The organism is Pontibacter ummariensis, assembly GCF_900188175.1.
GTDB lineage: Bacteria > Bacteroidota > Bacteroidia > Cytophagales > Hymenobacteraceae > Pontibacter > Pontibacter ummariensis.
Genome location: NZ_FZOQ01000020.1, coordinates 36,064 through 51,962, shown reverse-complemented (window position 1 = coordinate 51,962; position 15,899 = coordinate 36,064). Strand labels below are relative to the sequence as shown.

The 15,899-nt window shown below is 47.6% G+C and carries 13 protein-coding genes and 1 tRNA gene; 9 read left to right on the top strand and 5 right to left on the bottom strand.

All coding sequences use genetic code 11. The annotated features are described in order from the left end of the window. The first annotated feature begins 74 nt into the window (after positions 1 to 74). Positions 75 to 1,427, top strand: coding sequence for a 23S rRNA (uracil(1939)-C(5))-methyltransferase RlmD (rlmD, locus tag CHB92_RS18745; RefSeq protein ID WP_089320813.1), 1,353 nt, complete (start codon positions 75 to 77; stop codon positions 1,425 to 1,427). Positions 1,428 to 1,507: 80 nt separating this feature from the next. After that, positions 1,508 to 1,876, top strand: a complete 369-nt coding sequence (locus CHB92_RS18740) for a hypothetical protein (RefSeq protein WP_089320776.1) — start codon at positions 1,508 to 1,510, stop codon at positions 1,874 to 1,876. A gap of 226 nt (positions 1,877 to 2,102) precedes the next feature. Here CHB92_RS18740 and thiL read toward each other — a convergent pair whose 3' ends face one another. The 4 genes from thiL to CHB92_RS18720 all read right to left on the bottom strand — a co-directional run bounded on the left by thiL (position 2,103) and on the right by CHB92_RS18720 (position 6,902). After that, positions 2,103 to 3,128: a thiamine-phosphate kinase gene (gene thiL, locus CHB92_RS18735; protein ID WP_089320775.1), complete on the bottom strand. Its 1,026-nt coding sequence runs from the start codon at positions 3,126 to 3,128 to the stop codon at positions 2,103 to 2,105. A 116-nt stretch (positions 3,129 to 3,244) separates the two neighbouring features. Next, positions 3,245 to 5,368 (bottom strand): ComEC/Rec2 family competence protein, encoded by a 2,124-nt coding sequence (locus CHB92_RS18730; RefSeq protein WP_089320774.1) that lies wholly within the window; start codon positions 5,366 to 5,368, stop codon positions 3,245 to 3,247. Further along, positions 5,368 to 5,796, bottom strand: coding sequence for a GNAT family N-acetyltransferase (locus CHB92_RS18725; protein ID WP_089320773.1), 429 nt, complete (start codon positions 5,794 to 5,796; stop codon positions 5,368 to 5,370). The genes CHB92_RS18730 and CHB92_RS18725 overlap by 1 nt, the downstream gene beginning before the upstream one ends. Before the next feature lie 59 nt (positions 5,797 to 5,855). Continuing rightward, a complete protein-coding gene (locus CHB92_RS18720; protein ID WP_089320772.1) occupies positions 5,856 to 6,902 on the bottom strand; it encodes a PhoH family protein in 1,047 nt (348 codons plus the stop codon). A 99-nt stretch (positions 6,903 to 7,001) separates the two neighbouring features. Here CHB92_RS18720 and CHB92_RS18715 point away from each other — a divergent pair, with 99 nt between their 5' ends. From CHB92_RS18715 to CHB92_RS18685, 7 genes are all read left to right on the top strand, one after another. Continuing rightward, the gene (locus CHB92_RS18715) at positions 7,002 to 7,775 is read left to right on the top strand and encodes an SAM hydrolase/SAM-dependent halogenase family protein (protein WP_089320771.1); all 774 of its coding nucleotides are present in this window, start codon (positions 7,002 to 7,004) and stop codon (positions 7,773 to 7,775) included. Between the two features lie 150 nt (positions 7,776 to 7,925). Further along, positions 7,926 to 8,216: a putative quinol monooxygenase gene (locus tag CHB92_RS18710; protein WP_089320770.1), complete on the top strand. Its 291-nt coding sequence runs from the start codon at positions 7,926 to 7,928 to the stop codon at positions 8,214 to 8,216. Positions 8,217 to 8,877: 661 nt separating this feature from the next. Continuing rightward, positions 8,878 to 10,404 (top strand): catalase, encoded by a 1,527-nt coding sequence (locus CHB92_RS18705; protein WP_089320769.1) that lies wholly within the window; start codon positions 8,878 to 8,880, stop codon positions 10,402 to 10,404. Positions 10,405 to 10,592: 188 nt separating this feature from the next. Beyond that, entirely contained in the window at positions 10,593 to 11,831 is a 1,239-nt protein-coding gene (gene hemA, locus CHB92_RS18700) for a glutamyl-tRNA reductase (protein ID WP_089320768.1), read from the top strand. A gap of 25 nt (positions 11,832 to 11,856) precedes the next feature. Further along, positions 11,857 to 12,375 (top strand): ankyrin repeat domain-containing protein, encoded by a 519-nt coding sequence (locus CHB92_RS18695; RefSeq protein ID WP_089320767.1) that lies wholly within the window; start codon positions 11,857 to 11,859, stop codon positions 12,373 to 12,375. Between the two features lie 865 nt (positions 12,376 to 13,240). Beyond that, complete coding sequence (gene hscB / locus CHB92_RS18690) at positions 13,241 to 13,777, top strand: Fe-S protein assembly co-chaperone HscB (RefSeq protein WP_089320766.1); 537 nt, start codon at positions 13,241 to 13,243, stop codon at positions 13,775 to 13,777. Positions 13,778 to 13,788: 11 nt separating this feature from the next. Continuing rightward, positions 13,789 to 13,872 (top strand) — tRNA-Leu (locus tag CHB92_RS18685). 181 nt (positions 13,873 to 14,053) lie between these two features. Here CHB92_RS18685 and CHB92_RS18680 read toward each other — a convergent pair. Further along, positions 14,054 to 15,829: a GmrSD restriction endonuclease domain-containing protein gene (locus tag CHB92_RS18680; RefSeq protein ID WP_089320765.1), complete on the bottom strand. Its 1,776-nt coding sequence runs from the start codon at positions 15,827 to 15,829 to the stop codon at positions 14,054 to 14,056. Between the last annotated feature and the right edge of the window lie 70 nt (positions 15,830 to 15,899).

The following is a 15,899-nucleotide window of genomic DNA, read 5'->3' as shown; positions in this document are numbered from 1 at the left end:
TTTCGTAATTTTGCAGCATTGTGAGAAAGAAGAAGAACAAGTTCGAGATACTCGAGAATATAAAGATCGAAGAGATGGTGGCCGAGGGCAAGTGCCTGGCACGCCATAACAACATGGTCATCTTTGTGGGCGGTGTTGCCCCAGGCGACGTGGTGGACCTACGCGTTACCCGCAAGAAGAAGAGCTTTATGGAGGCCGTACCAGTTGCCTTCCGGGAGTACTCCGAGCTGCGGGTAGAGCCATTCTGTCAGCACTTTGGGGTGTGCGGGGGCTGCAAGTGGCAGCACATCAGCTACGAAACCCAGCTACACTACAAGCAGAAGCAGGTAAAGGATAACCTGGAGCGAATAGGTAAAGTCACGCTACCGGAATTTGATCCTATCCTGGGCTCCGAGAAAACGAAGTACTACCGCAACAAGCTGGAGTACACCTTCTCAGGCAATGGCTGGCTGACAGATGAGCAGATAAAATCGGGAGAGGAGTTTGACCGGAATGCCCTGGGCTTCCACATCCCCGGCCGCTTTGATAAGATTCTGGACATCGAGCATTGCTACCTGCAGCCTGCCCCGTCTAATGCTGTGCGGCTGGAGGTGCGCGATTATGCCCGGAAGCATGGGCTGGATTTTTACAACGCGGTAAAGCAGGAAGGCTTTCTTCGGAACCTCATCATCCGCACCGCTAATACCGGTGAGGTGATGGTGATCCTGCAGGTGAAGTACGACGACCAGGAGGCCATCTTGGGCATCATGAAGCACTTGGAGGAGACCTTCCCGGAGATTACCTCGCTCCAGTACGTGGTGAATCCGAAAGGCAATGAAACGTACCACGACCTGGACGTAGTTTGCTACAAAGGGCTCCCGTACATTCATGAGGAGATGGAGGGGATTAAGTTCCGCGTAGGGCCGAAGTCTTTTTACCAAACCAACGCCGACCAGGCCTACGAGTTGTACAAGAAGACCCGGGAACTGGCCGCCTTAACCGGCAATGAGTTAGTATACGATCTGTATACAGGCGCGGGCACTATCGCTAACTTTGTAGCTAGGCAAAGCCGGGAGGTGATTGGCATCGAGTATGTGCCGAGTGCCATCGAAGATGCCAAAATCAACTCGCAGATCAACGACATCACCAACACCACCTTCTATGCGGGCGACATGAAAGACATCCTTTCAGATGAGCTGATTGCCCGGCACGGACGACCAGACGTGGTGATCACAGACCCGCCACGTGCAGGCATGCACCAGGATGTGGTAGAAAAGCTCCTGCAGGTACACGCCGACCGCATTGTGTACGTCAGCTGTAACCCTGCTACACAGGCCCGGGACCTGGAGTTGCTGTCGGAGAAATATGAGGTAACACGCGTGCAACCAGTGGACATGTTCCCGCAGACGCACCACGTAGAAAATATTGTTTTGTTAACCGCTAAATAAAGACACAAGCCCAGCATCAGAAAAAAACAGTCAAAGCTCTGTTCATTAATTTCTGTACTGTGTTTGTCGTACATAACACCATGGAAAACGATCCGGAACTGAATGGTAAATACCTGGGCACTATCTCAAAAGATTTTGTGGTGGTGGCCGAAACGCTGAAAGAGGCCTCTTATCAGGTGCGCAAGCGCAAAATTTCAGAGTACCCTATTTTCGTGTTCAGCAGAACACAGGTACCGGTGGGCTCTGTGTTTCTTGCCAAGGAAGAGGTAGCCTTGGACTGGCATATTAACGCCTCTTACCTGGAGGACTTTGTGAACCGGCAACTGGTGGTAAAGGATAAGGTAGATGACTTTAAGGCCGCCTACAAAGACCCTGACGAGTACTGTTGCCTGTTCGTAGTAGACGGAGACTTCCAGAACTTTGTGTTCATCCCGTTTCCGGAGGACTGAGATCCTCTTGGGCAAAGGACTAGTGGACAACAGACTAAGGACTTTTAGACAAAAGACGTGACACTGTTTAAACAAGAAAGGCAGCCCCGACAGGCTGCCTTTCTTGTTCTGTTAATAACCCAAACTATCAAGCTGAAAGAGATTTAACGTTTCCTGTCTCACCTGAAAACCTGTACCTGGTAAGGTCATTGTCCTTCAGCAAACAGGCCTTTCTCCAGGAAAGAACTTAAAAGTGTACCCAGCCCTGTGCCTGTAGCGGAAAAGCCTGTCCCTGCTTGTTGGCCAGGTTCACGCCCTCGCTGGCATCGGTAATCTTGCCGATAATGCTGATGTCCGGGTGGTTTTTCACTTTGTCGTAGTCTTCCAGAGGTACGGTAAAGAGCAGTTCATAGTCCTCTCCCCCATTCATAATACAGGTAATCGGGTCCAGGTTAAACTCCATGGCTGTCTCCAGCATTTGCTCGTCAGCCGGCAGGTTATCTTTGTAAATGGTAGCGCCCACTTTGGATTGACTGCAGATGTGCAGCAATTCTGAGGCAAGACCATCCGACACATCAATCATGGCTGTTGGCTTGATGCCACGCTCTTTCAGCTCGTGAATCACGTCCATCCGCGCCTCTGGCCGTAGCTGGCGGCCTACTACGTACTCTTTACCCTCCAACTCTGGCTGCATCTCCGGGTTCGCTATAAAGGCCTGCTTCTCGCGTTCGAGTATCTGGAGGCCCACATAGGCAGCCCCCAGGTCTCCGGTTACGCAGATCAGGTTGTTCTCCTTGGCACCGCTACGTAGTACGGCCTCGCCTTTGGCCACCTCTCCTATCGCTGTGACGCTGATCACCAGACCCGCGCGGGAAGAAGTCGTGTCACCACCAATTAGATCTACGTTGTAGTTCTCACAGGCCAACCGGATTCCCTCGTACAGTTCGTCTACCGCCTCCACTGTAAAGCGTGCGCCCAGGGCAATGTTCACGGTAATCTGCGTCGGCTTGGCGTTCATAGCGGCAATATCCGACACATTTACCGCCACGGCCTTATACCCGAGGTGCTTTAGCGGGCAGAAGGTCAGGTCGAAATGCACGCCTTCCAGCAGCATATCACTGGACACTACAATTTGCTTTTCCTGTGGCTCTAGTACAGCAGCATCATCACCAATTCCTTTTACTGTAGACGGGTGGCGCAGCTCTATCTTATCTTTTATTAGCTTGATCAGGCCAAACTCGCCTAGTTCGCTAAGGGGGGTAAATTCGCTCATATTTTTCTCTTTTAAGGTGTGTAAAGATACGAAAAAGGGAGGGAAGAAGTAATTGGGAGGATTTGGTCGTATAAAGACGGAAGGGAACGAGGCAGTTGATGATGCCCCACTAAAGCTTACCTCACCTTCAACACAAAAGCACCTGAGTCAGCTACATCATAATAAGCAAGCCCGAGGGTATCCAAGGCCTGATGCAAACGCCTGCGGTACCAGGGGGCGCTGGAAGCATCCAGCAGCACAGTGGCGGTAGTATAACCCTGTAGGTCCTCAGGCTTCAGGCGTACATTTTGGCGCAAAAGCACATAGTCTAAGTTCAGGGACTGCCTGGCTTTTAGCTGCGGTGGACGGGAAAGCAGAAGCAGGCGTATGCCTTGCCACACCAGTACCTGGTTGCTGTCCGGTAATACAGTAAGAGCAGCTTCGCTTACAGCATTCGCAGCATTCCCCGGCAAGCTGACCTGCTTAGGTTCATGGACACCTAGTTGCCAGAGGTGCGGTTGTATGTTAAAGGTATAATTATCCCTGTCCAACAGCAGGATGCTGTCAGACAGCACGGTAGCTTGTTGCCCCTGTACCAGGGCCATGCCTGTACTGCCCCGCACCTGGTAGAGGGCAAGTAGTTCCTGGTTCTTTTGCTGTACTGTCTCTTTGATTTCCTGGACGGATAAAATCGCAACGATAACCACGGCAAGGCTTAGGAAGCGAAGCTTTTTCAGTGCCAGGAAGAAGACCAGGGCAAACAGCAGCAGGTAGAGCAGGATGGTTTGTAACAGGGTGATGTCAATCCCCTGCAGCAGGGAGGCAGACAATTGCTGTACCCAAAAGTTAAACTCGTTCATGCCCCACAGTAGCCAGTAATGAACCTGGAACAGCAACGCGCCTAGCATCGGGACCCAGACAAAAGCCAGGGCTGCGATGCCAGACCAGAGCACGAAGGTGGCCAGCGGCACAACCACCAGGTTTGCCAGCCAGAAGTAGGCAGGGAACTGATGAAAATAAAACAAGCCCAAGGGTAGCGTTGCTATCTGTGCGGCAACGGCCACTGTAAAGTATGCCCAGACCTTGTCCAGCAACCAGTTATCCACCTCCAGCAGGTTATAAAAACGGGGCTGCAGGTACACAATACCCAGCACGGCCAGAAACGAGAGCTGAAAGCCCACCTCCAACAAATTGTAAGGATTTAGCAAAAGCAGGGCAACGGCAGCAATTGCCACTGTGTTGTAGATGTTCGTCCGCCTTTGAATGGCAAGCCCTACCGTAACCAGGCTAAACATCACGACGGCCCGCAGCACAGAAGGTGTAAGCCCAGTGACAAAGGCATACAACCAAAGCGCTGCCAGTACGATGCCCGCTCCTAACAGGCGCTGTGCCTTGCTGCTGCCGAAGCGGCGAAGGACCAGCATCAGCAAAAGGTAGATCAGGCCTACATGCAAACCGGACACAGCCAGCACGTGCATGGTACCGGTGCTGGCATAAGTCTCCCGGATGGCATTGTCCAGTTCATCCTTTACGCCTAAGAGTAATGCAGAGGAGATGCTGTACTCCCGCTTCTCTCCTACGTGCGCTCTTAACAGGGCATCTAGGTTACGGCGCAGCTGTATGCTGGCGTACAAAAGCGGGTTAGCAGGCTCAGAGGCGACTTTCTCATACTGGTAAGCCTGCAGGTAATGACGGTGATAAATGCTCTTGTTTGCCAGGTACTGCTGATAATCGAACTGGGCCGGGTTGAGCGGCGGGCTTACTTTCTGCGGTGCTCCTTTTATCAGTAATACATCACCATAGTTTAACTCGTAAGGCCTTTCAGAATCATGTGGCACCGAAAGCTGCACCTTGCCAGAGACCTTCTGCCAGGCCCCGCTTACAAGCACCTGCTCCACTTTTAACACAGTACTTTGATAACCCGGCTTCTGCAGCACATAATCGTCTACCACCCCCTGGTAGTAGTTTGGCTGCCCCGAAAGATGCAATAAATGCTGCGGCTGGTGCTTTTCGGTATGCAGGTGTGTCGTCCAGAGGCCTAGCGCAACAAAAGAAAGCAAACCCAGGACTCCTGCTACGTCCGTGATAAAACGCTGTTTCCGCCTTTTAGAGAGGAGAAAGCCTACCAGGTAAAGCAACACAAAAAAGGCAAGGACTTCCGTACTGTACTGGAAATCCTTGCCCGCAAAAAGATAAAGCAGAATGCCCGCTATAAAACTAAGCGCAACACGCACAAAGGGGTATGGCGCCCAGGACAGCATCAGCCTCTGTACACCATTTTATAGTGCTCTATGTCGCACTCACTGAACTTCTCGCCTTCTGTCTCAAAGCCGTGGCGCTTGTAAAAGTTAACGGCCGGCAGTTGGGCATGCAGGTACACTTCCTTCTCAGGGTGAGCAGCCTTTACATCCTGCAAAACGGCCTGCAACACCTGCCCACCTACGTTCTTGTTGCGGTACGCGGCCAGTACGGCGAAGCGCTCCAGTTTTACGCCTTTCTCCGTGGTTCGCCAGCGAGCCGCCCCACAGGGAACACCGTTGAACGTTGCCAGATAGTGGGTTGCCACGGGTTCGTACTGGTCATACTCAGCGTCGCGCGGAACCTGCTGCTCCTCTACAAATACCTGCTCTCTTACTTTATAAGCAGCCTGCAAGTCCTGCTCCTGCTCTATTCGTTTTAGCTCAATCATAATAAAAAGATAAAGGCGCAAGTTACTGCGCCTTTACATAATGCTATAATTATTTAAGCTTATTCAGCATTTTCAACCTTCACTTTTCGGCGTCGGTCGTAAGACGGCTCTTTCCTGCCCTCTCCAGCTGCCTCTGCTTCCTCTTTGGCAGCGCGGCGCTCTTCCTCCAGCTTGGTGTAGGCATTCACAATGTCCCGTACCAGTCTGTGGCGTACCACGTCCTCGCCGCTCATTTCCACAAAGCCGATGCCTTTCACGCCGCGGAGGATCTTCAGAGCCTCCATCAGACCAGAGCGCTGGTTGCGCGGCAAGTCTACCTGCGACCAATCGCCATTCACCATCACTTTGGCGTTCGGGCCCATACGGGTCAGGAACATCTTCATCTGTGCCGGGGTAGTGTTCTGGGCCTCATCCAACAGCACAAAGGCATTGTTCAGCGTACGGCCACGCATGTAAGCCAATGGCGCAATTTCAATGATCTTGTTTTCCTGGTAATACTTCAGTTTCTCTACCGGGATCATGTCTTCCAAGGCATCGTAGATCGGGCGCAGGTAAGGGTCCACCTTCTCTTTCATGTCGCCGGGCAAAAAGCCCAGGCTTTCGCCTGCTTCTACCACGGGTCTGGAGATGATGATCTTCCTTACTTCCTTGTTCTTCAGGGCGCGTACCGCCAGGGCTACAGACACATATGTTTTACCTGTACCGGCTGGTCCCAGCGCAAAAGTCAGATCGTTCTTCTCTACCGTATCTACCAATCGTTGCTGGTTTGGCGTCTTCGCTTTGATCACGCCCCCCTTGCTACCATACACAATTACATCCGGAGAAGTAACAATTACATCCTCGTCTACAAAAGAATCCGAAGAAAGATATCTATTTACGCTGTTATGCGTAATCTTTCCGAACTTATGGTAATGGTCGATCAGTGAAGAAAGAATTTCGTGAATTTTGGTGATCTCCGGGGTCTGGCCCTGAATCTTGATCTCGTTACCTCTGGAAATGATTTTACTGCTTGGAAAAGCAGCAGCCAGTTGCTTTATATTTTGATTCTCTGTCCCCAGAAAGTCAATCAGAGAGATGTTCTCCAGTGTTATTACTTTCTCTACCAAATGTTTATCCTCGTATATAGTTCTTAAGTAATATTTTCCTTAATTTAAGGAAAAATCAATATAACTAATTACAAATCCACACAAATTATAGTTCGTTATATGGCTGTAATTACGTTTATGTCTGATTTTGGCTACACCGACCACTATGTGGCCGCTGTAAAAGCCAAAATCCTTTCGCAAGACCCACAGGCAACCATTGTAGATATTTCTCATGCGATCGAGCCCTACAACATCGCACATGCGGAGTTCGTGCTGGGAGCCGTTCTTAACGACTTCCCCGAAGGTACCGTGCACCTGGTAGGTGTGGATACGCATGGTAAACATGGCAAATATCATGCAGCAAAATGCAAAGGCCAGTATTTTTTAATGGCCGATAACGGTTTGCTCTCGCTCATCACGGAGGGGCAGCCAGAGCTTGTGGTGGAGCTGAAGACAGAAAACCCGGAAATGCCTTTCCCCTCCAAAGACCTCCTCGCCCCTGCCGCTGTGTTTTTAGCCAAGGGAGGCGACATAGACGTGCTGGGGGAGCGAACGACCGAGTACAGGCAACTCCTGAACCGGCAGTTGCGCCTGAACGACCACTCTATCACCGGCCACGTGATTCACGTAGACCGCTACGGCAACCTCATCACTGACATAACCCGCGACAGCATTGACACCATTGCCCATGGTAGAACCTTTACAATCCATTTTGCCCGTGAAACGATGGGCCGTGTTTACCAGAACTACAACCAGGTAGACCCCGGCGACTGCTGCTGCATTTACAACAGCCAAAATCTCCTGTGCATCGGCATTAACAAAGGCCATGCGGCGGAACTCCTTGGCCTGGGTTTCGACTCGCAGGTAGACGTACGCTTTTACCCGGGCAGTTAACTTTAATGTGCTAATTTTTTTAATGTGCTGGTGTGTTAATTTTCACTTGAAGACGGGTAAACAGGTCTGGTTCACATTTGAGTAAATTGCACCGACTTTTAATTAAACAATCAGCACATTAGCAGATTACACCATTAGCACATTAAAACAATGATTGTACGCATCGTCAGGATGACCTTTCAGGAGGAAAAGACAGAGGAGTTTCTGGAAATATTCCGTGAGTCGAAAGACAAGATCAGGGCTTTTGAAGGCTGTAACCACGTAGAACTCCTGCAGGACGTGAACCAGCCTCATGTGTATAGCACCTACAGCCTTTGGGATTCGGAAGCCCACTTGAACAGCTACCGCCACTCAGCACTTTTTGGCAAGGTGTGGAAAGCCACAAAAGCTTTGTTTGCCGACAAGCCCCAGGCTTGGTCAATGCAACAGGTGGAGGTATAAAGCTCTTCCCCTACCCATCACGAATGATATCAGGTGAAGCTTAACACTCCTTTGAGATGACCCAACGAGACAGTTTGTCGTGATATAGTATGCTTGTTTATACCACAGTGGAGCGGCATGTAATCTAACTTTATCTTTAGTTGCCACTCCCGCCGCCGCTTGGAAAAGCCGGGTAAAATCTTTCCTTCAATCAGCAACTCTTTACTGTTATCACTATCCCCTGTATCATCTCTAACTTCGTGAAAGATCTAAACAGAATTCCAGACAGATCTCTCCCATGGGTCGGGATACCATGAGTACATTAAAAGAGTGCAAATAAGACGCTGCGTTCTTAAGTGAAGGGCTTTATCCTATCCTCGGTTTAGACTTTCTCTAATATTTAATTCCCCTCCTCCGAGGGGATAGGAGTAAGTACAAGGCTTCGCTAAGCCAGGCTGGTATTATTCAACTCCTCATCCCGCCAGGGCTTTTGGCCTCTCCCTAATCAATATCAAGTCTTCTCTATTATTTTTTCCCGCCCAATACTGGCTCTCCATAGCGCTTAGACTCATAAGGTTGCACCTAATAATAGAGCTACCCTATAAGCACATCAAAACTATTGATTGGTTCTATAAAACTCGTTGCTGCACTTTTGTACAGTTAAATAAATCTATAAAAACACATGCTAAGAAAAACTCTACTCCTATTAAGCATCTTTGCGTGTAGCCAGCTGACGTTTGCACAACAAAAGCCGCTGACCACGAACACAGGTGCACCTGTAGGTAACAATCAAAGCTCTAAAACAGCCGGAGAAAGCGGCCCTGTTTTGCTCGAGGATGTCCATCTGATTGAAAAACTAGCCACTTTTGACCGGGAGCGCATTCCGGAGCGCGTAGTGCATGCCCGTGGGGTGGGTGCCCACGGCGAATTTGTGAGCTACGGCGACTACTCCCAGTACACCAAAGCGTCTTTATTCAAAGAGAAAGGGAAAAAGACGCCTGTATTTGTTCGTATCTCCACGGTAGTGCACGAGCAGGGCTCCCCTGAAACACTGCGCGACCCGCGTGGCTTTGCCGTTAAGTTTTACACCGACCAGGGGAACTATGACTTAGTGGGTAATAACCTGCCAGTGTTCTTTATCCGCGATGCGATTAAATTTCCGGACATGGTACACGCCTTTAAGCCATCTCCTATCTACAACAGACAGGACCCGAACCGCGTGTTCGATTTCTTTGCCAACGTACCAGAAGCTACCAACATGTTTACCTACCTGTATCAGGACTTAGGTACACCAGCTAACGTAAGGCAGCTGGATGGATTTGGGGTACATGCCTTTAAGTGGGTAAATGCGAAAGGGGAAGTAACCTATGTCAAGTATAAGTGGACATCGCAGCAGGGCGTAAAGAACTTCACGGCGGAAGAAGCAGCCCAGATGCAGGCGAAGAACCACTCACACGCGACGCAGGACCTGTACGAGCAGATTGAGAAAGGCAACTATCCGTCCTGGGAGTTATCGGTGCAAATGCTGAAGCCAGAGGATCTGGATAAATTCGACTTTAACCCACTGGACCCAACCAAGATCTGGCCAGAGGAAGTTGCCCCAAGCATGGCCATTGGCAAAATGACCTTAAACCGGGTACCGGATAACTTCTTCGAAACAGTAGAGCAGGCTGCTTTTGCCCCGGCTACACTGGTACCAGGCATCGAGCCATCTGAAGATAAGTTGCTGCAAGGCCGCGTTTTCTCTTATATGGATACCCAGCGTTACCGCCTGGGTGGCAACTTCCAGCGCATAGCCGTGAACGCCCCTTTGGTTGATGTAAACAACTTTAACCAGAACGGGACCATGAGCAACCGGGCGGCTAAGTCAGATGTGAACTACCAGCCAAGTGCCACACAGTCTACCTTCGTGGATGACAACCAATACAACTACTCAACCCGCAAAATCAGCGAGGAGACCATGCAACGGGTGATCAGCAAGCAAAACAACTTTAAGCAAGCCGGTGACTTGTACCGCTCCCTATCAAAAGTTGAGAAAGAGCACCTGATCAGCAACCTGGCTGGTGACTTAGGCCAGGTAAAAAACAAAGAAGTAGTGAATAAAATGGTAAGCTATTTCTACCAGGCAGATGCGGACTATGGCAACCGCCTGATCAAAGCCCTGAAGCTGAACAAGGCAGACATTACAACGCTGGCATCGGCTAAATAACCTGGGGTAAGCAGGACAAGTCACCTTGCTCACCTTTAAAAAACACACCCTCCCCTGCTCTCCCTAGAAGAAGTCAAACCAATGCGCTCCATGAGGAGAGCAGGTTGCGGTGTACAAACAAAGACCACAGGTCTTACAGTAAGGCACTTCTATCAAACCAGTACTATCCTAACCAATTCTAACAGCAAATGAATGTTCTCCAGGCAGTTTCGCTTTCGCACCAGACGGCAGCATTAGAGTGGCGCCAGGCCCTGCAATTAAGCAAAGAGGAGGCCGCTGCATTTATGGTTTCTTTAAAGCAGGAGGGTTTGGTGGACGGAGTGATGCTGGTTACGACCTGCAACAGAACTGAAGTATACTATGAGTCGGCTGGCACGCCTACTACTGTTATTCAGGATGCACTGCTACAGTTCAGGAACATAGCAAACAAAGCGACTTACACTGCCTTGTTTGTATCCTACACTCAAACTGAAGCCACGCTGCGTTACCTGCTGGAAGTAGGGCTGGGCCTCCGGTCGCAGGTCATGGGCGACAGGCAGATCATTGGCCAGTTTAAAGAAAGTTACCAACGTACAAAAGACCTGGAACTGGGTGGAACGCTCTTACACCAGGCGCTTCAAACGCTGTTCCGCACACACAAGCGCGTGCATAACGAAACAAGCTTCCGCTCCGGTGCCTCTTCTGTAGGGTATGCTGCCTTAGAACGGATCAGCGATTTTGTTCCACGAAAAGAGTTTGTGCACAAACGCATGTTGATAATTGGCACCGGACAAATGGGCACGGACATAGCCAAATATGCTACCTCTTTCGGCTTTAAGGATATAACACTCACCAACCGTACTGATGAAAAGGCACAAGCTTTAGCCAGTAAGTTAGGCTTACAGGCTATCCCCTTTGCTGACTATTTAGCCACTATTCATACGTATGATATCATCGTCTCCTGCGTAAGCGCCGGAGCTCAACTGACAGCCGAACAACTAGGTGTGCCGATGCAGGAAAACAGGCGGGTATTGCTAGACCTTTCTGTACCATTAAGCATAAGCCCTGATACCGGTGCTTTACCATACACCACACTGGTCAACATAGATCACATCAGCAGCAAAACAGAGGCTGTTAAAAAAGCCCGCGAAGAATCCATTACGGATGTGCAGTGCATTGTGGAGGAGGAAACCAAGGGCTTCACCAACTGGCTCGAAGATTTGCCTGTAGCCAAAACCATTGGGAATCTAAAATCCTTTTTCGCGGCTGTGCTGGAAAGCGAACTACAGAAACACACGAACCTGCAGGATGGCGACACAGTAAAGAAACTGGCCAAAGCTACCCTGGACCGCCTGATCCGCCGCCCTGCCGGCACACTCCGGACAACAGAAGGAGCCCCACGCCAGGTACTCATGGACTCACTTAACCAACTTTTTCAAATAGCTTAAATTTTACTCTTTACATATTCTACCCATGAAATCAATTTTCTTCAACCTTCTTTTCCTTTTAATACCGGCAGTCCTCTTCGCCCAGGCTCCTGATCTAACAGCAGCAGCCCGAACTGGCGATGTGGCAACTATCAAGCAACTGTTGCAAAACAAAGCAGACGTGAATGCGCAGGATCAGAAAGGATTTACCCCGCTGATTATCGCTACCTATAATGGCCATGTGGAAGCGGCCAAATTTTTGATTGAAGCTGGTGCCGATGTAAATCACCAGGATGTGACGGGTAACACCGCGCTGATGGGAACAGCGTTTAAAGGCTATCCTGCTCTGGCCGAATTACTGCTCAGCAAAGGAGCGAACGTAAATGCCGTAAACGCGAACGGCGGTACTGCCCTGATGCTCGCCTCCATGTTTGGCCGTAATGAGGTAATCAAAGTCTTGCTAAACAAGGGCGCAGACAAATCACTGAGAGACCAAAGAGGCCTTACTGCCCTTGACCTGGCAAAGGGACAGCAGAACCAGGAGGGGATTACACTGCTGCAGTAAGCAGGACTCCAGTAAGCAAATAAATAAAGCCGTAGAGGGCGCAGTACGAAGTGTACAATTGCTCCTCTACGGCTTTATTTACTCAATATTAATCCACGCACAAGTACCCGGTAGTGTTGGATCGAAAAACCAATAACAAGGAAACGCCTAACTATCTGTCTAATAGTTGCTTTATAACAAAACACCCGAAACCGATAGGCGGTCTTACTTAAAAAGTTTTGTAAAAAACCGACCAGGCTTCTGCTTTTTATGTTTGACGAAGCTGTATACCGGGCAGTCTTCTGCCTTCCGGGCTGCTCTGTAGCCCTGGCAACTCTGCAGGCACATGCCTAACAGGAACACAACCAGCAAGGTAAGGAAGGGTGATCTTTTCATGCTTATAGGGTTAAATAAAACAAAAGGTACGGCAGCGTGACTTATACTAAATTCAAATATATTAAGTTTTATATATTTATTTATTTTATTTATCCTTAAACTATTTAAAGAGGATCTCCATCACCATTCCCCCTTCTGCTTCGGCTTAACAGAAACATTTGGGGCATGTAGTGTCTATATTACTCCCCCCAGTTATCCTCTATCCTCTATTGCCTGGCTCCATTTGCACCTTTCGGGAGTCAGACAATAAGCCACAGAAAGCATCGCTTCCCTTATCAGCTGCTTTGTTCGGGTAGGCTTGAGTTAGTCACCGCTTCGAAGGCAAGAAGGCACAGGCTCCTGTACCCTACTTGGCAGTAGTTTTGTCGATCTGCCTCAGAAATGAAGCAAGTGAACGTAATTATTAACATAACAGCCCCAGATACTGTACCTTTGTAGAACATGAGTAGCTGATACAGCTGCTTGTGATGACCACGAAACACCAGAAACTATGAGCAATTACTTCGAATTCTATAACATACCGGAAAGCTTTCTGCTGGACGAGAAGGCCCTGAAGAATACCTATTACAAGCTGAGCCGGGAGTACCACCCGGACTTCCACGCCAATGAGTCGCAGGAAAAGCAGCAGGAGATCCTGCAGCTGTCTACGCAGAACACGAATGCCTACCGTACCCTCTCCGACCCGGACCAGCGCATGCAGTACATTCTGAAGGAGCATGGCCTGCTGGAAGAAGGCGGCAAGAACGAGTTGCCTTCGGAGTTTTTGATGGACATGATGGAGCTGAACGAGGTGCTGATGGAGCTGGAGTTTGACTTTGACGCAGATAAACTGCACGAGGTAGGAGAAAAAACCAGCGGTTTAGTAGCCCAACTCGACAATGATATTTTACCTGTGCTACAGCGATACCCTGAGCTTCATGGAGTTACGAAAGAAGAGGCCCTGCGGGAGGTAAAAACCTATTACCTGAAGAAAAAATACCTGTTGCGAATTCAGGAAACATTATCTAAGTTTGCATCGCGTTCCTGAAAGGGGAACAAGCCTTGGTGGCGGAATTGGTAGACGCGTTGGTCTCAAACACCAATGAGGTAACACTCGTGCCGGTTCGACTCCGGCCCAAGGTACATTGATTAAATATAAAAGCCTGTAAGCTAATAACTTACAGGCTTTTTTTATTTTCGGGGGACGTTACAGGGGACGGAATGCATGTCCTAAAGCTTAAGCTTGTGTTTGAAATAGTTAGCTTTAAATATAAAAACCCAGTAGTAAACAGAAATAACTACTGGGTTTTCATTACTATGAGAATTATTCTTCAGACTCATCTAATTCTTGAAAGCCTTCTTCCTCATTTTCTACCTTTTTAAAGTTATACTGACTCAACTCATCAGCAAATGACTTAAATCGAGCATTTAGAAAGCTTTCATAATCAGACATTTTCTTAGTGCTTTTACTTAAAATTTCGATAGCAGATTGACTAATGAATTGAGTTTCAAAATTAGCGTACATCATTTCATTACTACTAGCTTTTCTAGCTTGCTCCACTTGAGTTTTTGGATCAAAATTTAACCAATCTCCATTAGTTTGCTTAGACAGGAACATAGTGTTCAAAGCAACATTAATATTAATTTTCTCATCCTCAAAATCAACTAAACCCTTTTTCACCCATTTTGTAGGAAAAATATGGTGTATTTCTGTTTGAATTAAGCCATCTTTAAATCCTATCGGCTCATCTGAAGCAGGGTCTTTGGGATGTCTCATGTTTATCATGCACTTAATTAATTTACCAATTGCACCAGACGAGCTTGCTCTTTTTATTGATGGGCTAATAACAACGTCATCTAACCACTTTGGCATTAACTTTTCATCGTCTATCCAAGCTTTGAATTCATCAACATCGTTCTGTTGTTTATTATGAACTCCTTCTTGATAACGTTGTGACAAGACACTTCCTACAAACCATTTTTTGAGCTTATATCTTGCTTTTACTTTATTAGTATTTTTATACTTATCCTCTATATACCCAAAAACAACTGCCATAGGAGCAAAAATAGCATCATAAGGTACAAGTTTATTAGAACTATCTAAACCTAACCCAATTGAGTCTGTAAGCCATTTACCTAAATTATCTAGGCTATTTACTGCATTATCCCGATGTCTGTTATAAATAACAGCATTCATATTTTTTGGCAAATCAGACTTCTTAGGAGGCTTACTATCAAGAAGAGCAATTGTTTGCAATAAAATTTCTCCATTCTTATCCATATTGGAGTAGTACTGATACTTAGTTTTGAACTCATTTATCTCTTCTTCGAGAAAAACATTCTCTGGAAACAGTATCGCAACAACTAATTCAAAAGGAGTAAGAAGTTTACCTGTAGTATTAATAGTTGTAAATATCTTACTTATGGCTCCTAAGTCAAATTCCTTCCCCAATGTTATTACAGGAACAGGTATCTCCATTGCGGGACTAAAATGCCGCCTTACTACTCTTCTTAAAATAGCTTTATCTCTCTCATCAAGTTTATCTACAATATTATCAAGCTCGTCTGCCTTATCTTTTGTAAGGAATCCAGTCCACAGTAACCAATGCTCATAAAAATTATGGTCTCTGTTCTTTCTTTGAGGTTTTGTAGTTATATATCCATCCTCTACATCAAGAGACTTTGCAAAAACTTCTATACTTTTATCACTATCTAAATCTACTTTCCTTTCTTCAATAAGCTCTTTGATTTTCTTAACATTAATATAATAGTCTATTCCACTAGGATTTTCCACTCCATAATAAATAGCAAGACCAGCTGTAATCCGTTGTTGCCCATCCAAAACTAAACCGTCCATACTGTTTTCACTTTCAGCAGTAGCTCCAGTACCATAAAATGCACGAGGGTTTAGCCTTAAAGCCTCTTCAGAAGTCATTACTAAAAAAGAGCCTATAGGGTAGCCTTGCCGTAAACTCTCAAACAAAGACATTACCTGCTTTTGAGACCATTTCCATTTTCTTTGAAAAGCAGGTAACTTATATTTACCTACACGTGCTTTCTTTATTATTTCGCTAAAGTTTGTTGATGAACTTGTACTCATAGTGTTTTATATTTTGCACAACACGTATAATCATAGTGTTCAGACGTTCATTGAAGTATATAATGTAATT